General features: G+C 67.2%; 17 protein-coding genes, 1 tRNA gene and 1 pseudogene. 15 read left to right on the top strand and 4 right to left on the bottom strand.

Annotation, left to right across the window (positions count from 1 at the left end; genetic code table 11):
- Positions 1–50: 50 nt before the first annotated feature.
- Positions 51–686, bottom strand: coding sequence for an NAD(P)-dependent oxidoreductase (locus ACFYP5_RS04095; protein ID WP_389030151.1), 636 nt, complete (start codon positions 684–686; stop codon positions 51–53).
- 86 nt (positions 687–772) lie between these two features.
- Between ACFYP5_RS04095 and ACFYP5_RS04090 the strand changes: the two genes are divergently transcribed.
- Positions 773–1,384, top strand: a complete 612-nt coding sequence (locus ACFYP5_RS04090; RefSeq protein WP_389030149.1) for a TetR/AcrR family transcriptional regulator — start codon at positions 773–775, stop codon at positions 1,382–1,384.
- 55 nt (positions 1,385–1,439) lie between these two features.
- Here the strand turns inward: ACFYP5_RS04090 and ACFYP5_RS04085 are convergent, their stop codons facing one another.
- Complete coding sequence (locus ACFYP5_RS04085) at positions 1,440–2,462, bottom strand: adenosine deaminase (protein WP_389030147.1); 1,023 nt, start codon at positions 2,460–2,462, stop codon at positions 1,440–1,442.
- 156 nt (positions 2,463–2,618) lie between these two features.
- Entirely contained in the window at positions 2,619–3,845 is a 1,227-nt protein-coding gene (locus ACFYP5_RS04080; protein ID WP_389030144.1) for a pyridoxal phosphate-dependent aminotransferase, read from the bottom strand.
- A gap of 224 nt (positions 3,846–4,069) precedes the next feature.
- On the opposite strand from ACFYP5_RS04080, the gene ACFYP5_RS04075 reads away from it, so the two are divergent.
- The 14 genes and pseudogenes from ACFYP5_RS04075 (at position 4,070) to tuf (ending at position 21,925) form a co-directional block, all read left to right on the top strand.
- Positions 4,070–4,142, top strand: a tRNA-Trp gene (locus tag ACFYP5_RS04075).
- A 106-nt stretch (positions 4,143–4,248) separates the two neighbouring features.
- Positions 4,249–4,536 (top strand): preprotein translocase subunit SecE, encoded by a 288-nt coding sequence (gene secE, locus ACFYP5_RS04070; RefSeq protein WP_389030141.1) that lies wholly within the window; start codon positions 4,249–4,251, stop codon positions 4,534–4,536.
- Positions 4,537–4,609: 73 nt separating this feature from the next.
- A complete protein-coding gene (gene nusG / locus ACFYP5_RS04065; RefSeq protein WP_389030138.1) occupies positions 4,610–5,500 on the top strand; it encodes a transcription termination/antitermination protein NusG in 891 nt (296 codons plus the stop codon).
- Between the two features lie 176 nt (positions 5,501–5,676).
- Positions 5,677–6,111, top strand: a complete 435-nt coding sequence (rplK, locus tag ACFYP5_RS04060) for a 50S ribosomal protein L11 (RefSeq protein ID WP_030914099.1) — start codon at positions 5,677–5,679, stop codon at positions 6,109–6,111.
- A 79-nt stretch (positions 6,112–6,190) separates the two neighbouring features.
- Positions 6,191–6,913 (top strand): 50S ribosomal protein L1, encoded by a 723-nt coding sequence (gene rplA / locus ACFYP5_RS04055; protein WP_267003026.1) that lies wholly within the window; start codon positions 6,191–6,193, stop codon positions 6,911–6,913.
- 157 nt (positions 6,914–7,070) lie between these two features.
- Positions 7,071–7,782: pseudogene (locus ACFYP5_RS04050) on the top strand (hypothetical protein); the annotation flags it as partial.
- Positions 7,783–8,089: 307 nt separating this feature from the next.
- Positions 8,090–8,650, top strand: a complete 561-nt coding sequence (rplJ, locus tag ACFYP5_RS04045; protein WP_030914107.1) for a 50S ribosomal protein L10 — start codon at positions 8,090–8,092, stop codon at positions 8,648–8,650.
- Positions 8,651–8,735: 85 nt separating this feature from the next.
- Positions 8,736–9,119 (top strand): 50S ribosomal protein L7/L12, encoded by a 384-nt coding sequence (gene rplL, locus ACFYP5_RS04040; protein ID WP_030914109.1) that lies wholly within the window; start codon positions 8,736–8,738, stop codon positions 9,117–9,119.
- 597 nt (positions 9,120–9,716) lie between these two features.
- Positions 9,717–13,202: a DNA-directed RNA polymerase subunit beta gene (rpoB, locus tag ACFYP5_RS04035; RefSeq protein ID WP_389030135.1), complete on the top strand. Its 3,486-nt coding sequence runs from the start codon at positions 9,717–9,719 to the stop codon at positions 13,200–13,202.
- A gap of 99 nt (positions 13,203–13,301) precedes the next feature.
- Positions 13,302–17,201 carry a DNA-directed RNA polymerase subunit beta' gene (locus ACFYP5_RS04030; protein WP_030914114.1) on the top strand — a complete coding sequence of 1,300 codons (3,900 nt, stop codon included), beginning with the start codon at positions 13,302–13,304 and terminating at the stop codon, positions 17,199–17,201.
- Between the two features lie 357 nt (positions 17,202–17,558).
- Positions 17,559–17,930: a 30S ribosomal protein S12 gene (rpsL, locus tag ACFYP5_RS04025; protein WP_003948652.1), complete on the top strand. Its 372-nt coding sequence runs from the start codon at positions 17,559–17,561 to the stop codon at positions 17,928–17,930.
- A gap of 2 nt (positions 17,931–17,932) precedes the next feature.
- Positions 17,933–18,403 carry a 30S ribosomal protein S7 gene (rpsG, locus tag ACFYP5_RS04020; RefSeq protein ID WP_030977935.1) on the top strand — a complete coding sequence of 157 codons (471 nt, stop codon included), beginning with the start codon at positions 17,933–17,935 and terminating at the stop codon, positions 18,401–18,403.
- 38 nt (positions 18,404–18,441) lie between these two features.
- Positions 18,442–20,571, top strand: coding sequence for an elongation factor G (gene fusA, locus ACFYP5_RS04015; RefSeq protein ID WP_030914122.1), 2,130 nt, complete (start codon positions 18,442–18,444; stop codon positions 20,569–20,571).
- A gap of 160 nt (positions 20,572–20,731) precedes the next feature.
- A complete protein-coding gene (tuf, locus tag ACFYP5_RS04010) occupies positions 20,732–21,925 on the top strand; it encodes an elongation factor Tu (protein WP_030914124.1) in 1,194 nt (397 codons plus the stop codon).
- 107 nt (positions 21,926–22,032) lie between these two features.
- On the opposite strand, the gene ACFYP5_RS04005 is transcribed toward tuf, so the two are convergent.
- On the bottom strand, positions 22,033–23,964 hold the full coding sequence (locus tag ACFYP5_RS04005) for a PIG-L family deacetylase (protein ID WP_389030757.1): 1,932 nt from the start codon (positions 23,962–23,964) through the stop codon (positions 22,033–22,035).
- Positions 23,965–23,987: the final 23 nt, after the last annotated feature.

The following is a 23,987-nucleotide window of genomic DNA, read 5'->3' as shown; positions in this document are numbered from 1 at the left end:
CCCGTCTTCCGGGCCTTTCGAGGGCCGCTGAGGTGTTCGGGACAGGGGCGTCAGTACGCCACGCCCACGCCCTGCTCGACCGCCGCCGGATCGTCGATCAGCGCCAGCATCGCGTGTGCCACATCGGCCCGCGAGATGGACCTGCCGCTGCGCGGGTTGCTGCCGTAGACCGTCCGGTACGTTCCCGTCAGCGGACCGTTGGTGAGCTTCGGCGGCCGTACCGACGTCCAGGCCGTGACGCTGCGGGCCAGCGCATCCTCCATCAGCGTCAGGTCGGCGTAGACCTCCTTGAGGATCGCGCCGATCGCCTTCAGCATCATCCGGTCCAGCAGCGGGTCGTCCGCGGGCTTCGGCGCGACCGGGGCCGCGCTCACCACGAGCAGCCGCCGCGTCCCCTCGGCCTCCATCGCCCGGATCACCGAGCCGGTGAGCCGTTCGGCGATCCCGTCGGCCTTCCGGCCGCGTGAGCCGAGCCCCGAGAGCACCGCGTCCCGCCCGGCGACCGCCTCGCGCAGCCCTTCCGGATCGTCGAGCCGCGCCGCGGTGTGGACCGTGACGTCGGAGAGCGGAACCGGCAGCCGCGCCGGATCGCGGACCACCGCCGTGACGTCGTGGCCCGCTGCCACGGCCTGGCGGACGATCTCCTGGCCGATGCCGCCTGTCGCGCCGAACACCGTGAGTCTCATTGCGCACCCTCCCCGGGTGGGTAAGTATTCACTCACCCCTAGAGTGAGCGGATACTCACCACGCGTCAAGCCTCATTGGAGTGCCCATGGAGCAGAAGCCGGCCCGCGTCCGCATCGTCGACGCCGCCCACCAGCTGATGCTCACCATCGGCCTGGCCCGGGCCACCACCAAGGAGATCGCCCGGGCCGCGGGCTGCTCGGAGGCGGCGCTCTACAAGCACTTCCCCAGCAAGGAAGAACTGTTCGTGGCCGTGCTCAAGGAACGGCTGCCCAAGCTCAACCCGCTGCTGCGGCGGCTGACCGCCGACCCGGGGGCGGGGGAGCGGACCGTCGAGCAGAATCTCACCGACATCGCCCGCGAGGCAGCGCTCTTCTACGCCCAGAGCTTCCCGATCGCCGCCTCGCTCTATGCCGAGCCGCGGCTCAAGAGTCGCCACGACGCGGCCATGCGCGAGCTCGGCACCGGCCCGCACGTGCCCATCCGGGGCGTCGCCGGCTATCTCCGCAGCGAACAGGCGGCCGGCCGCGTGCGGTCCGGCGCCGACACCTACGCGGCGGCGTCGCTGCTGCTCGGCGCCTGTGCCCAGCGCGCGTTCGCGTACGACGCGACGGAGGAGGGCCGGCCGCCGCAGTCTCTGGACGAGTTCGCGGCGTCCGTCGCGCGGACAGTGCTGCACGGGATCGGCACACAGGCCTGAGCCCACGCACCGGGCCGGCCCGGGCACCCACGGGGGCGCCCGCAGGAAGAGGCGGCTAGTCGGCCGGCTTGGCCAGCCAGTCGTCGACCCCCGCCAGCAGCCGTGCCCGCACGTCGGGGGGCGCCGCCGACCCCCGCACCGACTGCCGTGCCAGCTCCGCCAGCTCCTCGTCGGTGAACGCGTGGTGGCGCCGTACGAGCTCGTACTGCGCGGCGAGGCGGGACCCGAAGAGCAGCGGATCGTCCGCGCCGAGCGCCATCGGCACGCCGGCTTCGAACAGGGTGCGCAGGGGTACGTCCGCAGGCTTCTCGTAGACGCCCAGGGCGACGTTCGACGCCGGGCACACCTCGCAGGTCACCCCGCGCTCAGCCAGCTCGCGCAGCAGCCGCGGGTCCTCGGCGGCCCGGACGCCGTGGCCGATCCGGGCCGCGTCGAGGTCGTCCAGGCAGTCCCGCACGCTCGACGGGCCGGCCAGTTCGCCGCCGTGCGGAGCCGCCAGCAGCCCGCCCTCCCTGGCGATGGAGAAGGCTCGGTCGAAGTCGCGCGCCATCCCGCGCCGCTCGTCGTTGGAGAGCCCGAAGCCGACGACACCACGGTCCGCGTACCGCACCGCGAGCCGGGCCAGCGTCCGCGCGTCCAGCGGGTGCTTCATCCGGTTCGCCGCGATCACCACGCGGATCCCGAGCCCGGTCTCGCGCGCCGCGGAGTCCACCGCGTCCAGGATGATCTCGATCGCCGGGATGAGCCCGCCGAGCAGCGGGGCGTACGAGGTGGGGTCGACCTGGATCTCCAGCCAGCCGGAGCCGTCCGCGACGTCCTCCTGGGCCGTCTCGCGCACCAGCCGCTGGATGTCCTCGGGTGACCGCAGGCAGGACCGGGCGATGTCGTAGAGCCGCTGGAAGCGGAACCAGCCGCGCTCGTCCGTCGCCCGCAGTCTGGGCGGCTCGCCGCCGGTCAGTGCCTCGGGCAGTCGTACGCCGTACTTGTCGGCGAGTTCGAGCAGCGTCGTGGGCCGCATCGACCCGGTGAAATGCAAGTGCAGATGGGCCTTGGGCAACAGCCGTACGTCACGCTCCATTCGAAGATCCTGCCGCACTCCTGGGCTGTCGCGGTAGCGGGATTCCCCATCGAGTTGATCCTCGAACGCGAGCTCGTACGACAGCTCGATCGAAAGCGTGCACAAAAAGGTGCCCCCCGGCCTAGGCCGGGGGGCACCTGAGCAACGGCGCGGAGGTCAGTCCTTCGCCTCGCCCAGCAGCTTCTGGAGCCGAGACACGCCCTCGACGAGGTCCTCGTCGCCGAGTGCGTAGGACAGCCGCAGGTAGCCCGGGGTACCGAAGGCCTCGCCCGGGACGACCGCGACCTCGGCCTCGTCCAGGATCAGCGCCGCCAGCTCGACCGAGGTGGCCGGGCGCTTGCCGCGGATCTCCTTGCCGAGCAGCGCCTTCACCGACGGGTACGCGTAGAACGCGCCCTCGGGCTCCGGGCACAGCACGCCGTCGATCTCGTTGAGCATCCGCACGATGGTCTGCCGGCGGCGGTCGAAGGCGGTCCGCATCTCGGCGACCGCGTCCAGGTTCCCGGAGACGGCGGCCAGCGCGGCGACCTGGGCGACGTTCGAGACGTTGGACGTGGCGTGCGACTGCAGGTTGGTCGCGGCCTTGACGACGTCCTTGGGGCCGATCAGCCAGCCCACGCGCCAGCCGGTCATCGCGTACGTCTTGGCGACGCCGTTGACCACGATGCACTTCTCGCGGAGCTCGGGCACGAGCGCGGGCAGCGAGGTGAACGTCGCGCTGCCGTAGACCAGGTGCTCGTAGATCTCGTCGGTGAGCACCCACAGTCCGTGCTCGACGGCCCACTCGCCGATGGCCTTGGCGTCGGCCTCGCTGTAGACCGCACCGGTCGGGTTCGACGGGGAGACGAACAGCACGACCTTCGTACGCTCGGTGCGCGCCGCCTCCAGCTGCTCGACGGAGACTCGGTAGCCGGTGGTCTCGTCGGCCACGACGTCCACCGGGACGCCGCCGGCGAGACGGATCGACTCGGGGTAGGTGGTCCAGTACGGCGCCGGGACGATGACCTCGTCGCCCGGGTCGAGGATCGCGGCGAACGCCTCGTAGATGGCCTGCTTGCCGCCGTTGGTCACCAGGATCTGGGAGGCGTCGACCTGGTACCCGGAGTCGCGCAGCGTCTTCTCTGCAATGGCGGCCTTGAGCTCGGGGAGCCCGCCCGCCGGGGTGTAGCGGTGGTACTTCGGGTTGCGGCAGGCCTCGACCGCGGCGTCGACGATGTAGCCGGGGGTCGGGAAGTCGGGCTCACCGGCACCGAAGCCGATCACTGGGCGGCCGGCGGCCTTGAGGGCCTTGGCCTTGGCGTCGACGGCCAGAGTGGCGGACTCGGAGATTGCACCGATGCGGGCGGAGACCCGGCGCTCGGAGGGAGAAGTTGCAGCGCTCATGGGCCCATGCTCCCAGACCGCAATCCCGGACGGCACAGGGGTTTCAGGGACCGGACAGCACCTGGACAGCATGCGGACAAGAACCGGACAGGAGTTGTCCGGAGCGATCTGTTCGACGCCGGGCCGCTGAGCACGTACACTCACCTGTCGTTGGCCTTCACCAGCCGCACCGTTCCTGCACCCGGAGCATCGGGGGAGATGCGGTAGGTTGGTGGAAACCACAAAGGGTCGTAGCTCAATTGGTAGAGCACTGGTCTCCAAAACCAGCGGTTGGGGGTTCAAGTCCCTCCGGCCCTGCTACACACTCCTTCGCCAGGATGTGTGCGCATGTACGTACTTCAATGCACCGCCGTGCGGCTCCACCGGGCGCGGCACGGCCATGACCCGGAATCAGGTGAGAAGCGTGACGGACGCCGTGGGCTCCATCGACATGCCTGATGCTGAGGATGAAGTACCCGAGTCCAAGAAGAGGACTCGGAAGGGCGGCAAGCGTGGAAAGAAGGGCCCCATGGGTCGTCTCGCGCTGTTCTACCGCCAGATCATCGCCGAGTTGCGCAAGGTTGTCTGGCCGACTCGCAATCAGCTGACGACGTACACGTCCGTGGTGATTGTTTTCGTGGTCGTCATGATTGGTCTTGTGACCGTGATTGACTTCGGATTCCAGCGGGCCATCAAGTACGTCTTCGGCTGATCCCGCGGAGGGCGCCTCATGGGCGCCCCTTTCGCATGTTCCACCCATTTGTATCCAGGAAGAAGCAGCCACCGTGTCTGACCCGAACCTGAACGACGCCGTCGAGCCGACGGCGGGCGCCTTCGAGTCCGCCGAGGACGAGGCCGAGATCGTCGAGGCGGCTGACGCTGTGGAGCCGGACCAGGCCGAAGCTGCCGACGCCGACGCCGCGGGTGAGCCCGCCGAGCAGGCCGCCGTGCACGTCGAGGACGAGGCCGCCGCGGCCGACTCCGACGAGGAGTCCGGCGAGGACGAGGCCGCCGAGGGCGACGAAGAGACCGAGGAAGAGGCCGAGCCGGCCGCTCCGGTCGACGCCGTCACCGCTCTGCGTGACGAGCTCCGCGGTCTCCCCGGCGAGTGGTACGTCATCCACACGTACGCCGGTTACGAGAAGCGTGTGAAGGCCAACCTGGAGCAGCGCGCCGTCTCGCTCAACGTCGAGGACTTCATCTACCAGGCCGAAGTGCCCGAGGAAGAGATCGTCCAGATCAAGAACGGCGAGCGCAAGAACGTCCGTCAGAACAAGCTCCCGGGTTACGTCCTGGTGCGCATGGACCTGACGAACGAGTCCTGGGGCGTCGTGCGCAACACTCCCGGTGTCACCGGCTTCGTGGGCAACGCCTACGACCCGTACCCGCTGACCCTGGACGAGATCGTCAAGATGCTCGCCCCGGAGGCCGAGGAGAAGGCCGCCCGCGAGGCCGCCGAGGCCGAGGGCAAGCCGGTTCCCTCCCGCAAGGTCGAGGTCCAGGTGCTGGACTTCGAGGTGGGCGACTCGGTCACCGTCACCGACGGCCCGTTCGCGACGCTGCAGGCGACGATCAACGAGATCAACGCCGACTCGAAGAAGGTCAAGGGCCTCGTCGAGATCTTCGGTCGCGAGACCCCGGTCGAGCTCAGCTTCGACCAGATCCAGAAGAACTGACGGTTTTCGCCGACTTCTGGACACATGCCTACCGAGCAGGTCAGAGGGGCTCTACAGCCTTTCTGACCTGCTCGGTTTTTGGTCGCGCAGCTATACCCGTTATCGTTGTGCGGTATGCCTGCATCCGGATGATCCGGATGACGGCGAAAAACTCTCACTAGGACCCGGAGAGAGCAATGCCTCCCAAGAAGAAGAAGGTCACGGGGCTTATCAAGCTCCAGATCAACGCCGGTGCGGCCAACCCGGCCCCGCCGGTCGGCCCCGCGCTCGGCCAGCACGGCGTCAACATCATGGAGTTCTGCAAGGCCTACAACGCCGCGACCGAGTCGCAGCGTGGCATGGTCGTGCCGGTGGAGATCACGGTCTACGAAGACCGCTCCTTCACCTTCGTGACGAAGACCCCGCCGGCTGCCAAGCTCATCCTCAAGGCCGCAGGTGTGGACAAGGGCTCCGGCGAGCCGCACAAGACCAAGGTCGCGAAGCTCACGAGCGCCCAGGTCCGCGAGATCGCCACGGTCAAGCTGCCCGACCTGAACGCCAACGACCTGGACGCCGCGTCGAAGATCATCGCCGGCACCGCCCGTTCCATGGGCATCACGGTCGAGGGCTGATCAGCCCCGTAGTCCCTCAGTGGTAGGGCCAAGCGCTGGCCCGCACCACGCCTCCATACCTGAAACCACAGGAGCAGCAGTGAAGCGCAGCAAGAACCTCCGCGCTGCGGACGCCAAGATCGACCGGGAGCGCAACTACGCCCCCCTCGAGGCCGTCCGTCTCGCCAAGGACACCGCCAGCACCAAGTTCGACGGCACCGTCGAGGTCGCGTTCTGCCTGGGTGTAGACCCGCGCAAGGCCGACCAGATGGTCCGTGGCACCGTGAACCTCCCGCACGGCACCGGCAAGACCGCCCGGGTCCTGGTCTTCGCGACCGGTGACCGTGCTGCGGCCGCGGAAGCCGCGGGCGCCGACATCGTCGGCGCCGACGAGCTCATCGACGAGGTGGCGAAGGGCCGTCTGGACTTCGACGCCGTCGTCGCCACTCCGGACCTTATGGGCAAGGTCGGCCGCCTCGGCCGCGTGCTCGGTCCGCGTGGCCTGATGCCGAACCCGAAGACCGGTACGGTCACCCCCGATGTCGCGAAGGCTGTCAACGACATCAAGGGCGGCAAGATCGAGTTCCGCGTCGACAAGCACTCGAACCTGCACTTCATCATCGGCAAGGTCTCTTTCGATGACACGAAGCTGGTCGAGAACTACGCCGCAGCGCTGGAGGAGATCCTCCGTCTGAAGCCGTCCGCCGCCAAGGGCCGCTACATCAAGAAGGCCACCCTGGCCACCACGATGGGCCCCGGCATCCCGCTGGACGCCAACCGCACCCGTAACCTCCTCGTCGAGGAGGACCCGGCCGCCGTCTGAGCCTCCGCGCTCGTACGAAAGCCGCGTCTCGTGTGACATGGGCGGGCCCCGCAACCTTTCGAGGTGCGGGGCCCGTCCTCGTTCTCGTACGCAGATGTGGCCGTCCGCGCCGTGCGTCGGCGTGAGGCGACCGTACGGAGCGAGGGTGGAGAAGACGATGACGACGATGACCGTGCGACGCGTGTGTCTGTCGGCTGCGGTGCTGGTGGCGCTGACATCGGTGGCGGCCTGCGGGGGAGGGGACGACACCGGCAGTGGCGCCGGTGGCGTCGTCAGGGCCGACCCGATCGCGGCGCTGCGCAGTGTGCAGAAGAAGACCAGCGGTGCCAGCTCCGCCAGGATCGAGGGCAGCACGGTGATGGGCACGACGATGTCCATGAAGCAGACCGGTGCCATGGACTGGTCCGACGGCATGACGGGCAGCATGGAGATCACGTACACCGGCGGCACCATGGGCCTCCGGCGACGTGATGAAGGACCAGCTGCAGAGCAGCACCCCCGGCCAGGGAGTGCGGGCGCTGCTGGCCTCGGGGGACGTGAAGAAGGTCGGCCAGGAGGACGTACGGGGCGTCGCCACGACCCACTACTCCGGCACGGTCGACGTCGCCGAGCTGAGCACCAAGAACTCCGCCATCGACGGCGAACAGCTCGCCGAGCTCAAGAAGCAGCTGAGCGACGCCGGCATCACGACGGAGAAGGTCGACATCTGGGTCGACAAGGACGAGCTGCTGCTGAAGAAGACCGAGCGCGGCCGGATGAAGACCGGCGAGCTGAACTCCACGGTGTTCTACAGCGACTACGGCACCGACGTCACGGTCGAGGAGCCCCCGGCCTCCGACACCGTCGACTTCCAGAAGCTTCTGGAGCAGCAGCAGGCACGGCGCTGCGGGCGCGTCTTAAACCTCCCGCACCGCCCGAACCGGGACGGATTTGCTCGGCGCGACCCCCGTCGCGTACTCTCCTACAGAAGCCAAAGACCGCTGGTCGTTGCTGTGCTCTCGCAAGAGGGGACAGTGACCGAAGGATCCGTCGAGTGCGGACGACCTGCGCAGGTGACTGTGGAACGCTCCCGGACTTCTGTCCGGTCGAGCTGCGCCCTGGCACTTGTGCCGGGGCGTTTCGTCTTTCCCGGCCCCTTCTGAGCGGTCCTCATCACCCGGAAGGAGGCCGACGCTCATGGCAAGGCCCGACAAGGCTGCCGCGGTAGCCGAGCTCGCGGACCAGTTCCGCAGCTCGAACGCCGCTGTGCTGACCGAGTACCGGGGTCTCACCGTGGCACAGCTCAAGCAGCTGCGCCGTTCGCTCGGTGAGAACGCCCAGTACGCCGTGGTGAAGAACACGCTGACCAAGATTGCGGCCAACGAGGCCGGGATCGACACGCTGGACGACCTGTTCGCAGGCCCGACGGCGGTTGCCTTCGTCACCGGTGACCCGGTGGAGTCGGCGAAGGGTCTTCGTGACTTCGCCAAGGACAACCCGAACCTCATCATCAAGGGCGGTGTCCTTGACGGTAAGGCGCTGTCCGCCGATGAGATCAAGAAGCTTGCGGACCTCGAGTCCCGCGAGGTTCTGCTCGCCAAGGTGGCCGGTGGAATCAAGGCGTCGATGGCCAAGGCCGCGGCGACTTTCCAGGCCCCCCTGTCGGAGTTCGTCCGCACCGCGGACGCCCTTCGCGCCAAGGTCGAGCAGGGCGGTGCCGGTACGCCGGCTCCCGCCGACGCCGAGGTGGCGGAGTAACACTCCGCTCCACGGCTCGCAGCGGGCCCGTACGCCCGCCTTCATATACACCCGGCACCTGCCGACTTAGTGGAAGGACGCCATCATGGCGAAGCTGTCCCAGGACGAGCTGCTCGAGCAGTTCGAGACCCTGACCCTCATCGAGCTCTCCGAGTTCGTCAAGGCGTTCGAGGAGAAGTTCGACGTCAAGGCTGCCGCTCCGGTCGCCGTTGCCGCCGCCGGTGGCGCTGCCGCCGCCGCCGAGGCCGTCGAGGAGCAGGACGAGTTCGACGTCATCCTCACCGGCGCCGGCGAGAAGAAGATCCAGGTCATCAAGGTCGTGCGTGAGCTGACCTCCCTGGGCCTGAAGGAGGCCAAGGACCTCGTCGACGGCACCCCGAAGCCGGTCCTCGAGAAGGTCGCGAAGGAGGCCGCCGAGAAGGCTGCCGAGTCCCTCAAGGCCGCTGGCGCCTCGGTCGAGGTCAAGTGACCCTGCGAGTCCTCTGACTCGTCTGGACTGCTCGTGCCGTACGGCACGGATGTCACATCGCGAAGGGCGATCACCCATCCGGGTGGTCGCCCTTCGGCGTACCCGAGGCGCTCGCCTTGCTCTTCCGTGGCTGACGAGTATCGTGATCTTCGCCGTACGCCTCCGACGGGGGCTTGCGGCCGGTGCTGAGGGGCTGCGGACGAGGGTCTCGGGGCTCTCTCCGGCAGGGGGGCCTTGACGAACCGCACGCGGCGCGCAATTCTCAGGACGCGTCGTCACTCGATCCGGATCCGATGCATGGATCGTTGGCGAAGAGGGCAGTAAAGAAGAGCGCATCCGCGCGAGGGCGATTCATAGGTGTTGAGAACAGCTGTTGCGAGCTTCGAGGGTCTCTGAGAACCCGGACTGGACATCAGTGTGCCGTTTGGCTACACTGACCCTTTGCGCTGCCTGTTAGCTGCCTCCTGCCCGTCACCAGGGGCATGCCCAATGCTTGAACACCGATGACCGATCGTCCCTGACCTGGGAATTTGTCACCGTGTCCAACTTGGGACCGGTACGCGCGTAGTGAGTCCGAGCCCTCGGAAGGACCCCCTCTTGGCCGCCTCGCGCAACGCCTCGACCGCGAATACGAACAACGGTGCCAGCACCGCCCCGCTGCGCATCTCTTTTGCAAAGATCAAGGAGCCCCTCGAGGTTCCGAACCTCCTCGCGCTGCAGACCGAGAGCTTTGACTGGCTCCTCGGCAATGCCGCCTGGAAGGCTCGCGTCGAGGCTGCTCTGGACAGTGGACAAGACGTCCCCACCAAGTCCGGCCTGGAGGAGATCTTCGAGGAGATTTCACCGATCGAGGACTTCTCCGGGTCGATGTCGCTTACGTTCCGCGACCACCGCTTCGAGCCCCCGAAGAACTCGATCGACGAGTGCAAGGAGCGCGACTTCACGTTCGCCGCCCCGCTCTTCGTCACGGCCGAGTTCACCAACAACGAGACCGGCGAGATCAAGTCCCAGACGGTCTTCATGGGCGACTTCCCGCTCATGACCAACAAGGGCACCTTCGTCATCAACGGCACCGAGCGTGTCGTCGTGTCGCAGCTCGTGCGCTCGCCGGGTGTCTACTTCGACTCCTCGATCGACAAGACGTCCGACAAGGACATCTTCTCCGCCAAGATCATCCCGTCCCGGGGTGCCTGGCTGGAGATGGAGATCGACAAGCGCGACATGGTCGGTGTCCGCATCGACCGCAAGCGCAAGCAGTCCGTGACCGTCCTCCTGAAGGCTCTCGGTTGGACCACCGAGCAGATCCTCGAGGAGTTCGGCGAGTACGAGTCCATGCGCGCCACCCTGGAGAAGGACCACACCCAGGGCCAGGACGACGCGCTGCTCGACATCTACCGCAAGCTGCGCCCGGGCGAGCCGCCCACCCGCGAGGCTGCTCAGACGCTGCTCGAGAACCTCTACTTCAACCCGAAGCGCTACGACCTCGCGAAGGTCGGCCGCTACAAGGTGAACAAGAAGCTCGGCGCCGAAGAGCCGCTGGACGCCGGCGTGCTCACCTCCGACGACGTCATCGCGACCATCAAGTACCTGGTCAAGCTGCACGCCGGGGAGACCGAGACGGTCGGTGAGTCCGGTCGTTCGATCGTCGTCGAGACCGACGACATCGACCACTTCGGCAACCGTCGTCTGCGTAACGTCGGCGAGCTCATCCAGAACCAGGTCCGTACGGGTCTGGCCCGTATGGAGCGCGTCGTGCGTGAGCGCATGACGACTCAGGACGTCGAGGCGATCACGCCGCAGACCCTGATCAACATCCGGCCGGTCGTCGCCTCCATCAAGGAGTTCTTCGGCACCAGCCAGCTGTCGCAGTTCATGGACCAGAACAACCCGCTGTCGGGTCTCACCCACAAGCGCCGTCTGTCGGCTCTTGGCCCGGGTGGTCTCTCCCGTGAGCGGGCCGGCTTCGAGGTCCGTGACGTGCACCCGTCCCACTACGGACGCATGTGCCCGATCGAGACCCCTGAAGGCCCGAACATCGGTCTGATCGGTTCGCTCGCCTCGTACGGACGGGTCAACGCGTTCGGCTTCATCGAGACGCCGTACCGCAAGGTCGTCGACGGCCAGGTCACCGACGAGGTCGACTACATCACCGCCGACGAGGAAGACCGCTTCGTGATCGCCCAGGCGAACGCGACGCTCTCCGAGGACATGCGGTTCACCGAGCCCCGCGTCCTGGTCCGCCGTCGTGGCGGAGAGGTCGACTACATCCCGGGCGACGACGTCGACTACATGGACGTCTCGCCGCGCCAGATGGTGTCCGTCGCCACCGCGATGATCCCGTTCCTGGAGCACGACGACGCCAACCGTGCCCTCATGGGCGCGAACATGATGCGTCAGGCGGTGCCGCTGATCAAGTCGGAGGCCCCGCTCGTCGGCACGGGCATGGAGTACCGCTGCGCCACCGACGCCGGTGACGTCCTGAAGGCCGAGAAGGACGGTGTCGTCCAGGAGGTCTCCGCGGACTACATCACCGTCACCAACGACGACGGCACGTACACCACGTACCGCATCGCCAAGTTCTCGCGCTCCAACCAGGGCACCTCGGTCAACCAGAAGGTCGTCGTCTCCGAGGGCGACCGGGTCGTCGAGGGCCAGGTCCTCGCCGACGGGCCGGCCACCGAGAACGGTGAGATGGCGCTCGGCAAGAACCTGCTCGTGGCGTTCATGCCGTGGGAGGGTCACAACTACGAGGACGCGATCATCCTGTCGCAGCGCCTCGTGCAGGACGACGTCCTCTCCTCGATCCACATCGAGGAGCACGAGGTCGACGCCCGTGACACCAAGCTCGGCCCGGAGGAGATCACCCGGGACATCCCGAACGTCTCCGAAGAGGTCCTCGCCGACCTCGACGAGCGCGGCATCATCCGTATCGGTGCCGAGGTCGTCGCCGGTGACATCCTCGTCGGCAAGGTCACGCCCAAGGGTGAGACCGAGCTGACCCCCGAGGAGCGCCTGCTCCGCGCGATCTTCGGTGAGAAGGCGCGCGAGGTGCGCGACACCTCGCTGAAGGTCCCGCATGGCGAGATCGGCAAGGTCATCGGCGTCCGCGTCTTCGACCGCGAAGAGGGCGACGAGCTGCCGCCGGGCGTGAACCAGCTGGTCCGCGTCTACGTCGCGCAGAAGCGCAAGATCACCGATGGTGACAAGCTCGCCGGCCGTCACGGCAACAAGGGCGTCATCTCGAAGATCCTCCCGATCGAGGACATGCCGTTCCTGGAGGACGGCACCCCGGTCGACATCATCCTCAACCCGCTGGGTGTCCCGTCCCGAATGAACCCGGGACAGGTCCTGGAGATCCACCTCGGCTGGCTCGCCAGCCGTGGCTGGGACGTCTCCGGCCTCGGTGACGAGTGGGCCAAGCGCCTGCAGGCCATCGGCGCCGACCAGGTCGCCCCCGGCACCAACGTCGCCACGCCTGTCTTCGACGGTGCGCGCGAGGACGAGATCTCCGGTCTCTTCGAGGCCACGATCCCGAACCGCGACGGCGACCGCCTGGTGCAGCCCTCCGGCAAGGCCCAGCTGTTCGACGGCCGCTCCGGCGAGCCGTTCCCGGACCCGGTTTCGGTCGGGTACATGTACATCCTCAAGCTCCACCACCTCGTCGACGACAAGCTGCACGCTCGGTCGACGGGCCCGTACTCCATGATCACCCAGCAGCCGCTGGGTGGTAAGGCTCAGTTCGGTGGACAGCGCTTCGGTGAGATGGAGGTGTGGGCGCTGGAGGCATATGGCGCCGCTTACGCCCTCCAGGAGCTGCTGACGATCAAGTCCGACGACGTGACCGGCCGCGTGAAGGTCTACGAGGCCATCGTCAAGGGCGAGAACATCCCCGAGCCGGGCATCCCCGAGTCCTTCAAGGTGCTCATCAAGGAGATGCAGTCGCTCTGCCTCAACGTGGAGGTGCTCTCCTCGGACGGCATGTCCATCGAGATGCGTGACACGGACGAGGACGTCTTCCGCGCGGCGGAGGAGCTCGGTATCGACCTGTCCCGGCGCGAGCCGAGCAGCGTCGAAGAGGTCTGACGGGTCTGGCCGGGGCCTCGCTCATGAGGCCCCGGCCCTGCCCCGGACCCGTTCAGACCATTGATTGAGACTCGACCCCGAAAGAGGGATTGACGACAAGTGCTCGACGTCAACTTCTTCGACGAGCTGCGGATCGGCCTTGCCACCGCGGACGACATCCGGACCTGGTCGCACGGCGAAGTGAAGAAGCCGGAGACCATCAACTACCGCACGCTCAAGCCCGAAAAGGACGGACTCTTCTGCGAGAAGATCTTCGGTCCGACCCGGGACTGGGAGTGCTACTGCGGCAAGTACAAGCGTGTCCGCTTCAAGGGCATCATTTGTGAGCGTTGTGGCGTGGAGGTCACGCGCGCCAAGGTGCGTCGTGAGCGCATGGGCCACATCGAGCTTGCCGCTCCCGTCACTCACATCTGGTACTTCAAGGGCGTCCCGTCGCGCCTCGGCTACCTGCTTGATCTCGCGCCGAAGGACCTCGAAAAGGTCATCTACTTCGCCGCGTACATGATCACGTTCGTGGACGAGGAGCGCCGTACGCGTGACCTGCCCTCGCTGGAGGCGCACGTCTCCGTCGAGCGTCAGCAGGTCGAGAACCGTCGCGACTCCGACCTGGAGGCTCGCGCCAAGAAGCTCGAGACCGACCTGGCCGAGCTCGAGGCCGAGGGTGCCAAGGCCGACGTGCGCCGCAAGGTGCGCGAAGGTGCCGAGCGTGAGATGAAGCAGCTGCGCGACCGTGCGCAGCGCGAGATCGACCGTCTCGACGAGGTGTGGAACCGCTTCAAGAACCTCAAGGTCCAGGACCTCGAGGGCGACGAGCTGCTCTACCGCGAACTGCGTGACCGCTTCGGCACGTACTTCGACGGCTCCATGGGTGCCGCTGCCCTGCAGAAGCGCCTGGAGTCCTTCGACCTCAACGAGGAGGCCGAGCGCCTCCGCGAGATCATCCGTACCGGCAAGGGCCAGAAGAAGACCCGCGCGCTCAAGCGCCTCAAGGTCGTCTCCGCGTTCCTGCAGACCAGCAACAGCCCCAAGGGCATGGTGCTCGACTGCGTGCCGGTCATCCCGCCGGACCTGCGTCCGATGGTGCAGCTGGACGGTGGCCGCTTCGCGACCTCCGACCTGAACGACCTGTACCGCCGTGTGATCAACCGCAACAACCGCCTCAAGCGTCTCCTTGACCTCGGTGCCCCCGAGATCATCGTGAACAACGAGAAGCGGATGCTGCAGGAGGCCGTCGACGCGCTGTTCGACAACGGCCGCCGTGGTCGCCCGGTCACCGGTCCGGGTAACCGCCCGCTGAAGTCCCTGAGCGACATGCTCAAGGGCAAGCAGGGTCGTTTCCGTCAGAACCTTCTCGGTAAGCGTGTGGACTACTCCGCGCGTTCCGTGATCGTCGTCGGTCCGCAGCTGAAGCTGCACCAGTGCGGTCTGCCGAAGGCCATGGCGCTGGAGCTCTTCAAGCCGTTCGTGATGAAGCGCCTGGTCGACCTGAACCACGCGCAGAACATCAAGTCGGCCAAGCGCATGGTCGAGCGCGGCCGCACCGTGGTGTACGACGTCCTCGAAGAGGTCATCGCCGAGCACCCGGTGCTGCTGAACCGTGCACCGACCCTGCACCGCCTCGGCATCCAGGCCTTCGAGCCGCAGCTGGTCGAGGGCAAGGCCATCCAGATCCACCCCCTCGTCTGCACCGCGTTCAACGCGGACTTCGACGGTGACCAGATGGCCGTGCACCTGCCGCTCTCCGCGGAGGCGCAGGCCGAGGCCCGCATCCTGATGCTGTCCTCGAACAACATCCTGAAGCCGGCCGACGGTCGTCCCGTCACCATGCCGACCCAGGACATGGTGCTGGGCCTGTTCTTCCTCACCACGGACGAGGAGGAGCGCAAGGTCGTCGGACAGGGCCGTTCCTTCGGCTCCACGGCCGAGGCAATCATGGCCTTCGACGCCCGCGAGCTCTCGCTCCAGGCCAAGGTCGACATCCGCTTCCCGGTGGGCACCATCCCGCCGCGTGGCTGGGTGCCGCCGGTTGCCGAGGAGGGTGAGCAGGAGTACCAGCAGGGCGACACGTTCCGGCTGCGTACCTCCCTGGGCCGTGCGCTCTTCAACGAGCTGCTGCCCGAGGACTACCCGTTCGTCGACTACTCGGTGGGCAAGAAGCAGCTCTCCGAGATCGTCAACGACCTGGCCGAGCGCTACCCCAAGGTCATCGTGGCGGCGACGCTCGACAACCTGAAGGCGGCCGGTTTCCACTGGGCGACCCGTTCCGGTGTGACCGTGGCCATCTCCGACGTCGTCGTGCCCGAGGCCAAGAAGGCCATCGTCGCGGGTTACGAGGCTCAGGACGAGAAGGTCCAGAAGCAGTACGAGCGCGGTCTGATCACCAAGGACGAGCGCACGCAGGAGCTCATCGCGATCTGGACCAAGGCGACCAACGAGGTTGCCGAGGCGATGAACGCGAACTTCCCGAAGACGAACCCCATCTTCATGATGGTCGACTCGGGTGCCCGAGGAAACATGATGCAGATGCGTCAGATCGCGGGTATGCGTGGTCTGGTGTCGAACGCGAAGAACGAGACGATCCCGCGTCCCATCAAGGCGTCGTTCCGTGAGGGCCTGACCGTTCTGGAGTACTTCATCTCCACGCACGGTGCCCGTAAGGGTCTGGCGGACACCGCCCTGCGTACCGCCGACTCGGGTTACCTGACCCGTCGTCTGGTGGACGTCTCGCAGGACGTGATCATTCGCGAGGAGGACTGCGGCACCGACCGTGGCCTCAAGCTGAAGATCGCCGTCAAGGGTGCGGACGGTGTGCTCCGCAAGACGGAGGACGTCGAGACCTCGGTCTACGCCCGCATGCTCGCCGAGGACGTCGTCGTCGACGGCAAGGTCATCGCGCCTGCCAACGTCGACCTCGGTGACGTCCTGATCGACGCCCTGGTGGGCGCCGGCGTCGAGGAGGTCAAGACCCGTTCGGTCCTGACCTGTGAGTCCGCGGTCGGCACCTGTGCCTTCTGCTACGGACGCTCACTCGCCACCGGCAAGCTGGTCGACATCGGTGAGGCGGTCGGCATCATCGCCGCCCAGTCCATCGGTGAGCCCGGTACCCAGCTGACGATGCGTACCTTCCACACCGGTGGTGTGGCCGGTGACGACATCACCCAGGGTCTGCCCCGAGTCGTCGAGCTCTTCGAAGCCCGTACGCCCAAGGGTGTCGCCCCGATCTCGGAGGCGGCCGGCCGCGTCCGTATCGAGGAGACCGAGAAGACCAAGAAGATCGTCGTCACCCCGGACGACGGCAGCGACGAGACGCCGTTCCCGATCTCGAAGCGTGCCCGTCTGCTGGTGGGCGAGGGCGACCACGTCGAGGTGGGCCAGAAGCTCACCGTGGGTGCCACCAACCCGCACGACGTGCTGCGGATCCTCGGTCAGCGCGCGGTCCAGGTCCACCTGGTCGGCGAGGTCCAGAAGGTCTACAACTCGCAGGGCGTGTCGATCCACGACAAGCACATCGAGATCATCATCCGGCAGATGCTGCGCCGGGTGACGATCATCGAGTCCGGCGACGCGGAGCTGCTGCCGGGCGAGCTCGTCGAGCGCTCGAAGTTCGAGACCGAGAACCGTCGTGTGGTCACCGAGGGCGGTCACCCCGCCTCCGGCCGTCCGCAGCTGATGGGTATCACCAAGGCCTCGCTCGCCACCGAGTCGTGGCTGTCGGCGGCGTCCTTCCAGGAGACGACCAGGGTTCTGACCGACGCGGCGATCAACGCCAAGTCGGACTCCCTGATCGGTCTCAAGGAGAACGTCATCATCGGTAAGCTCATCCCGGCCGGTACGGGTCTGTCCCGCTACCGCAACATCCGGGTCGAGCCGACCGAGGAGGCCAAGGCCGCGATGTACTCGGCCGTCGGCTACGACGACATCGACTACTCGCCGTTCGGCACGGGCTCCGGCCAGGCCGTTCCGCTGGAGGACTACGACTACGGTCCGTACAACCAGTAAGGCGCATGTCCCGTCCGCAGGGCGGTCACCCCGTTTCGTACGGGGTGACCGCCCTGCGGCGTTGCCCGCCGATGCCGGAACAGCGGTACTGTCGGCAATGTCACGCGCAGCGTTTCGTCGTGGACAGCATTTGTTTTGACCGGAGTCCGTGAGGTAGGTACGCTCAGACCTTGTGCCTGGGGTGTGCCTGGGCTCGTGTGCGTGTCCTCAACCGCATGGCGAGCCTGTCTTTGGCCACCGCAATCTGCGCCTCTTCTGCCCCAGGGCAGAAGCCTGCAGCATTCGACACACCCGACCGCGTGGGTCGGTGACGTTCCAGGTTAGTTTCACGAACGGCACACAGAAACCGGAGAAGTAGTGCCTACGATCCAGCAGCTGGTCCGGAAGGGCCGGCAGGACAAGGTCGAGAAGAACAAGACGCCCGCGCTCGAGGGTTCGCCCCAGCGCCGCGGCGTCTGCACGCGTGTGTTCACGACCACCCCGAAGAAGCCGAACTCGGCACTCCGTAAGGTCGCGCGTGTGCGTCTGACCTCCGGCATCGAGGTCACGGCCTACATCCCGGGTGAGGGACACAACCTGCAGGAGCACTCCATCGTGCTCGTGCGTGGTGGCCGTGTGAAGGACCTGCCGGGTGTTCGTTACAAGATCATCCGCGGCTCGCTCGACACCCAGGGTGTCAAGAACCGCAAGCAGGCCCGCAGCCGCTACGGCGCCAAGAAGGAGAAGTAAGAATGCCTCGTAAGGGCCCCGCCCCGAAGCGCCCGGTCATCATCGACCCGGTCTATGGTTCTCCTCTTGTCACCTCGCTGATCAACAAGATCCTGCTCAACGGCAAGCGTTCCACTGCCGAGCGGATCGTGTACGGCGCCATGGAAGGCCTCCGCGAGAAGACCGGCAACGACCCGGTCATCACGCTGAAGCGCGCGCTTGAGAACGTCAAGCCCTCGCTCGAGGTCAAGTCCCGCCGTGTCGGTGGCGCCACCTACCAGGTGCCGATCGAGGTCAAGCCCGGTCGCGCCGCCACCCTCGCACTTCGCTGGGTCGTGGGTTACTCCCGCGCCCGCCGCGAGAAGACGATGACCGAGCGCCTCATGAACGAGCTGCTCGACGCCTCCAACGGTCTTGGCGCTGCCGTCAAGAAGCGCGAGGACACCCACAAGATGGCCGAGTCCAACAAGGCCTTCGCGCACTACCGCTGGTAGTCGCTACCCACATCGAGACCGAGAGAAGATTGAGCCTTATGGCCACCACTTCGCTTGACCTGGCCAAGGTCCGCAACATCGGGATCATGGCCCACATCGACGCGGGCAAGACGACCACCACTGAGCGGATCCTGTTCTACACCGGTGTTTCGTACAAGATCGGTGAAGTCCACGACGGCGCTGCCACGATGGACTGGATGGAGCAGGAGCAGGAGCGCGGCATCACGATCACGTCCGCCGCGACGACCTGTCACTGGCCGCTCAACGATGTTGACCACACCATCAACATCATCGACACCCCGGGTCACGTCGACTTCACCGTCGAGGTGGAGCGTTCGCTCCGCGTCCTCGACGGCGCTGTCACCGTGTTCGACGGTGTCGCCGGCGTCGAGCCGCAGTCCGAGACCGTTTGGCGTCAGGCGGACCGCTACGGCGTGCCGCGTATCTGCTTCGTCAACAAGCTCGACCGCACGGGTGCCGAGTTCCACCGCTGCGTCGACATGATCGTCGACCGCCTCGGTGCGGTCCCGCTCGTCATGCAGCTCCCCATCGGTGCCGAAGCCGACTTCAAGGGCGTCGTCGACCTCGTGTCGATGAAGGCCTTCGTGTGGCCGGAAGAGGCCGTCAAGGGTGAGATGTACGACACCGTCGACATCCCGGACACCCACATCGAGGCGGCTCAGGAGTGGCGCGGCAAGCTGCTCGAGGCCGTTTCCGAGAACGACGACCAGATGATGGAGCTGTACCTGGAGGGTGTCGAGCCCACCGAGGAGCAGCTGCACGAGGCGATCCGTCGGATCACCCTCGCATCGAAGGGCGGCGCGGGCTCCGTCACCGTCACCCCGGTGTTCTGTGGCACGGCGTTCAAGAACAAGGGCGTCCAGCCCCTGCTCGACGCGGTCGTCCGCTACCTGCCTTCCCCCCTGGACGTCGAGGCCATCGAGGGCCACGACGTCAAGGACCCCGAGGTTGTCGTCAAGCGCAAGCCCTCGGACGACGAGCCGTTCTCCGGCCTGGCGTTCAAGATCGCTAGCGACCCGCACCTCGGCAAGCTCACCTTCGTCCGGATCTACTCCGGTCGCCTCGAGGCCGGCACCGCGGTGCTGAACTCGGTCAAGGGCAAGAAGGAGCGCATCGGCAAGATCTACCGCATGCACGCGAACAAGCGTGAGGAGATCGCGTCGGTGGGCGCCGGTGACATCATCGCCGTCATGGGCCTGAAGCAGACCACCACCGGTGAGACGCTGTGTGACGACAAGAACCCGGTGATCCTGGAGTCCATGGACTTCCCGGCGCCGGTCATCCAGGTCGCCATCGAGCCCAAGTCCAAGGGCGACCAGGAGAAGCTGGGTGTCGCCATCCAGCGCCTCTCCGAGGAGGACCCGTCCTTCCAGGTGCACTCCGACGAGGAGACCGGCCAGACCATCATCGGTGGTATGGGCGAGCTTCACCTCGAGGTGCTCGTCGACCGCATGAAGCGCGAGTTCCGCGTCGAGGCGAACGTCGGCAAGCCGCAGGTCGCGTACCGCGAGACGATCCGCAAGGCCGTCGAGCGCATCGACTACACGCACAAGAAGCAGACTGGTGGTACCGGCCAGTTCGCGAAGGTGCAGATCGCCCTTGAGCCCATCGAGGGTGGCGACGCGTCCTACGAGTTCGTCAACAAGGTCACCGGTGGCCGCATCCCCCGTGAGTACATCCCCTCGGTGGACGCGGGTGCTCAGGAAGCCATGCAGTTCGGCATCCTGGCCGGTTACGAGATGGTCGGCGTCCGCGTCACCCTTCTCGACGGTGGTTACCACGAGGTCGACTCCTCGGAGCTCGCCTTCAAGATCGCCGGTTCGCAGGCGTTCAAGGAGGGTGCCCGCAAGGCGTCCCCCGTGCTCCTCGAGCCGATGATGGCCGTCGAGGTCACCACGCCCGAGGACTACATGGGCGACGTCATCGGTGACCTCAACTCCCGCCGTGGCCAGATCCAGGCCATGGAGGAGCGCAGCGGCGCTCGCGTCGTGAAGGGCCTCGTGCCGCTCTCGGAGATGTTCGGCTACGTCGGAGACCTCCGCAGCAAGACCTCGGGTCGCGCAAGCTACTCGATGCAGTTCGACTCCTACGCCGAGGTTCCGCGGAACGTCGCCGAGGAGATCATCGCGAAGGCCAAGGGCGAGTAACTCTCCCGAGCTCACGCTTTAGGCTTGTCACCGGAGCCTGGTGGGGCATTCGTCGCAGAGCGCAAGCAATGCGGTGAATGCCCCCGGCCCCGGCATCCCAGCAAAGATCACCTGGCGCCGATGAAGCAAGGCGTACAGAACCACTCCACAGGAGGACCCAGTGGCGAAGGCGAAGTTCGAGCGGACTAAGCCGCACGTCAACATCGGCACCATCGGTCACATTGACCACGGTAAGACGACCCTCACGGCCGCCATTACCAAGGTGCTGCACGACGCGTACCCGGACCTGAACGAGGCCTCGGCCTTCGACCAGATCGACAAGGCTCCTGAGGAGCGCCAGCGCGGTATCACGATCTCGATCGCGCACGTCGAGTACCAGACGGAGTCGCGTCACTACGCGCACGTCGACTGCCCGGGTCACGCCGACTACATCAAGAACATGATCACGGGTGCGGCGCAGATGGACGGCGCCATCCTCGTGGTCGCCGCCACCGACGGCCCGATGCCGCAGACCAAGGAGCACGTGCTCCTGGCCCGCCAGGTCGGCGTTCCGTACATCGTCGTCGCCCTGAACAAGGCCGACATGGTGGACGACGAGGAGATCCTGGAGCTCGTCGAGCTCGAGGTCCGTGAGCTCCTCTCCGAGTACGAGTTCCCGGGCGACGACCTGCCGGTCGTCAAGGTCTCGGCGCTCAAGGCGCTCGAGGGCGACAAGGAGTGGGGCCAGTCGGTCCTGAACCTGATGGCCGCCGTCGACGAGGCGATCCCGCAGCCCGAGCGTGACGTCGACAAGCCGTTCCTGATGCCGATCGAGGACGTCTTCACGATCACCGGTCGTGGCACCGTCGTCACCGGTCGTATCGAGCGTGGTGTCCTGAAGGTCAACGAGACCGTCGACATCGTCGGTATCAAGCAGGAGAAGACCACCACCACGGTCACCGGCATCGAGATGTTCCGCAAGCTGCTCGACGAGGGCCAGGCCGGTGAGAACGTCGGTCTGCTCCTCCGTGGCATCAAGCGCGAGGACGTCGAGCGCGGCCAGGTCATCATCAAGCCCGGTTCGGTCACGCCGCACACCGAGTTCGAGGCCCAGGCCTACATCCTGTCGAAGGACGAGGGTGGCCGTCACACCCCCTTCTTCAACAACTACCGCCCGCAGTTCTACTTCCGTACCACGGACGTGACGGGCGTTGTGACCCTTCCCGAGGGCACCGAGATGGTCATGCCGGGCGACAACACCGTCATGAACGTCGTGCTGATCCAGCCGGTCGCCATGGAAGAGGGCCTGAAGTTCGCCATCCGTGAGGGTGGCCGGACCGTGGGCGCCGGCCAGGTCACCAAGATCGTCAAGTAATTACCTGACTGTCTGACCTGGTTGCTCCGCACAGAGCACCAAGGAGGGCCCCGGCCCGCCGCGCAAGCGGTGGACCGGGGCCCTTCGGCATTCCCCGGTGCGCATGGTCACGGATGCCAGAGCCAGGGGACGGCGTCCGGTCCCAGGCCGACCACCGCCGGGCGTCCCAGGCCCGCGACGTACAGCGCGGGACCGTCGAGCGCCACCGGCCCCTGCATCCGTACGGACAGTCGTCCGCCGGTACGCAGTTGGAGCCGGCCCTCCTCGGTGCGGCCCAGCAGCACCGGCCCGAGCGGCGGGTCGGCGACACTCACCGGCCCGTACCCGTCGAAGTCCGTCCGCTCCACCACCGTCCTCCCGGTGACGGCCGTCAGCCGGGCCCGCGCCGCTGCCCGGTACAGCAGTTGGACGGGACCGTCCGTCGTGATCAGAGCGGCGGGCCCGTCACCCGGCACCGGCACCCCCTCGATCTCCCGTCGGGCGGTCAGCCGCGCTCCGGGAGTCTCCTGCGTCCAGTGGTGCACCGCGTGACGACCGGCCCCGTACACATGGACAAGGCCGTGTCCGTCCACCACGGCGCTCAGCCCGTCCTGGACCTCGCCGCCGCCCAGGTCCATCCACTCGCCCCACCGGCCGGACGCGTCCCGCACCCGTGTGCTCACGCCCTTGTCCGCGTTCCGTACGAAGAGATGGACCCGCCCGTCGGGTGCGGTCACCGCCAATGGGACGCCGATCCGGCGGCCCCGGTCCGGGGCCGGTTCCGGGTTGCCCAGTCCGCGCCAGGCACGGAAGCCGCCGCCCCGGGAGCTCTGCTCCAGGAGCGCGATCTCCCGTTCGTTCTCCGCCCCGTGTCCGGCGAGCGCCACGAAGCGCAGCCCGAACAGGAACAGCCTGCCGTCCGCCGTCACGGCCTGGCCCAGTACCGGTGCGAAGGGCCCGCCGCCGAGATCTTCCGGCCCGTCCCAGGCCCCGCTGCCGGGCGCGCTCTCGCGCCACCGCGCCACTCGCAGCCCCAGCACCCCGTAGACGGCGAGCCGCCCGTCCGGTTCGGCGGTGACAGCGGGGCGGGGGCCGGGATAGCGGTACCGGGTGGAGCGGACCCAGCCCTTCCTGTTGGTCAGGGGATGGTCGCCGCCGACGTTGTAGTCGCCGCAGCCCGCCCGGTTCCCGCACCGCCAGTCGGCCTCGCCGCCGTACGGGACCAGGTGCGCGGCCTTCTCCTTCAGCACCCCGCCCGGCAGGTTCTTCGGCCAGTGCCGGTTGTAGTAGCCACGGAACGCGGTGGTGACGAACCGCGGCACGCCCCCGCCGTCCTCGGTCGCGCGGGCCACCCACCGGATCAGCGCCGCCCAGGCGAACGAGGCGGCCGCGGTGTGGTCGGCATGGTCGGAGTAGCCGGGCTGCTCGATGTCCTGCCGGCGGACGGCCTCGGTGCTGTGCTGGATGTCCGGGTCCGGGTCGAGTGTGTGGACGACGGTCGGCCGGTACCGGTCGAGCAGCCCGACGAGGACATCGACCAGTCCGTCGTACGTGTACGCGCCCACCCGCTCCAACGGTGAGTCGGCGGCGACGACGGTGCGCAGGGTCAGCGCCCGGTCGTGCCAGAGGCTGGGCAGCCCGAGCCGGCTGCGGCCGATGTGCATCGCCGTATTGAGGAAGATCAGCTCGACCCGCCGGCCGCCGCCCTGCAGGGTGTTGAGCTCCGCCCGGTGCCCGCCGGCCAGACCGAGGACGGACTTGTGCCAGCGGGTGAACATCGGCAGCCCGAGCTGGGCCGCGTAGCTCTGGCGCAGCCCCTGGTGCCGGGCCGAGGAGTACGCGGCCCGGTCGGGGGCGGGCCGCGCCCGACCGGGGATCCTGTTGAGGCCGACGGCCTCACCGGCGGTGAGGTACACACAGACCAGCGGTGTCCCGGCTGTCAGGGCCTGCTGGGTGTCCGGGTTCATGAAGTACAGGTCGTCGTCCGGGTGGGCGAGGATCTGCATCATCAGGGCCGGCCGGGCGTCGGCGACCGGGAGGCCGGGGGCCGGGTCCGCCATGGGGCCGCTGCGCCGCGGAACCG

Origin of the sequence: Streptomyces sp. NPDC005262 (genome assembly GCF_042872425.1) — a bacterium.
Classification (GTDB): domain Bacteria; phylum Actinomycetota; class Actinomycetes; order Streptomycetales; family Streptomycetaceae; genus Streptomyces.
Note: the sequence above shows the minus strand (reverse complement) of the source record. Positions and strands in the feature narration are given on the sequence as shown.

Bases quoted from the DNA above. Each gene is read 5' to 3' on its own strand.
- ACFYP5_RS04095 (WP_389030151.1), bottom strand. From the start codon at position 686: ATGAGACTCACGGTGTTCGGCGCGACAGGCGGCATCGGCCAGGAGATC.
- ACFYP5_RS04090 (WP_389030149.1), top strand. From the start codon at position 773: ATGGAGCAGAAGCCGGCCCGCGTCCGCATCGTCGACGCCGCCCACCAG.
- ACFYP5_RS04085 (WP_389030147.1), bottom strand. From the start codon at position 2,462: ATGGAGCGTGACGTACGGCTGTTGCCCAAGGCCCATCTGCACTTGCAT.
- ACFYP5_RS04080 (WP_389030144.1), bottom strand. From the start codon at position 3,845: ATGAGCGCTGCAACTTCTCCCTCCGAGCGCCGGGTCTCCGCCCGCATC.
- rplK (WP_030914099.1), top strand. From the start codon at position 5,677: ATGCCTCCCAAGAAGAAGAAGGTCACGGGGCTTATCAAGCTCCAGATC.
- rplJ (WP_030914107.1), top strand. From the start codon at position 8,090: ATGGCAAGGCCCGACAAGGCTGCCGCGGTAGCCGAGCTCGCGGACCAG.
- rplL (WP_030914109.1), top strand. From the start codon at position 8,736: ATGGCGAAGCTGTCCCAGGACGAGCTGCTCGAGCAGTTCGAGACCCTG.
- rpsG (WP_030977935.1), top strand. From the start codon at position 17,933: ATGCCTCGTAAGGGCCCCGCCCCGAAGCGCCCGGTCATCATCGACCCG.
- fusA (WP_030914122.1), top strand. From the start codon at position 18,442: ATGGCCACCACTTCGCTTGACCTGGCCAAGGTCCGCAACATCGGGATC.
- ACFYP5_RS04005 (WP_389030757.1), bottom strand. From the start codon at position 23,964: ATGGCGGACCCGGCCCCCGGCCTCCCGGTCGCCGACGCCCGGCCGGCC.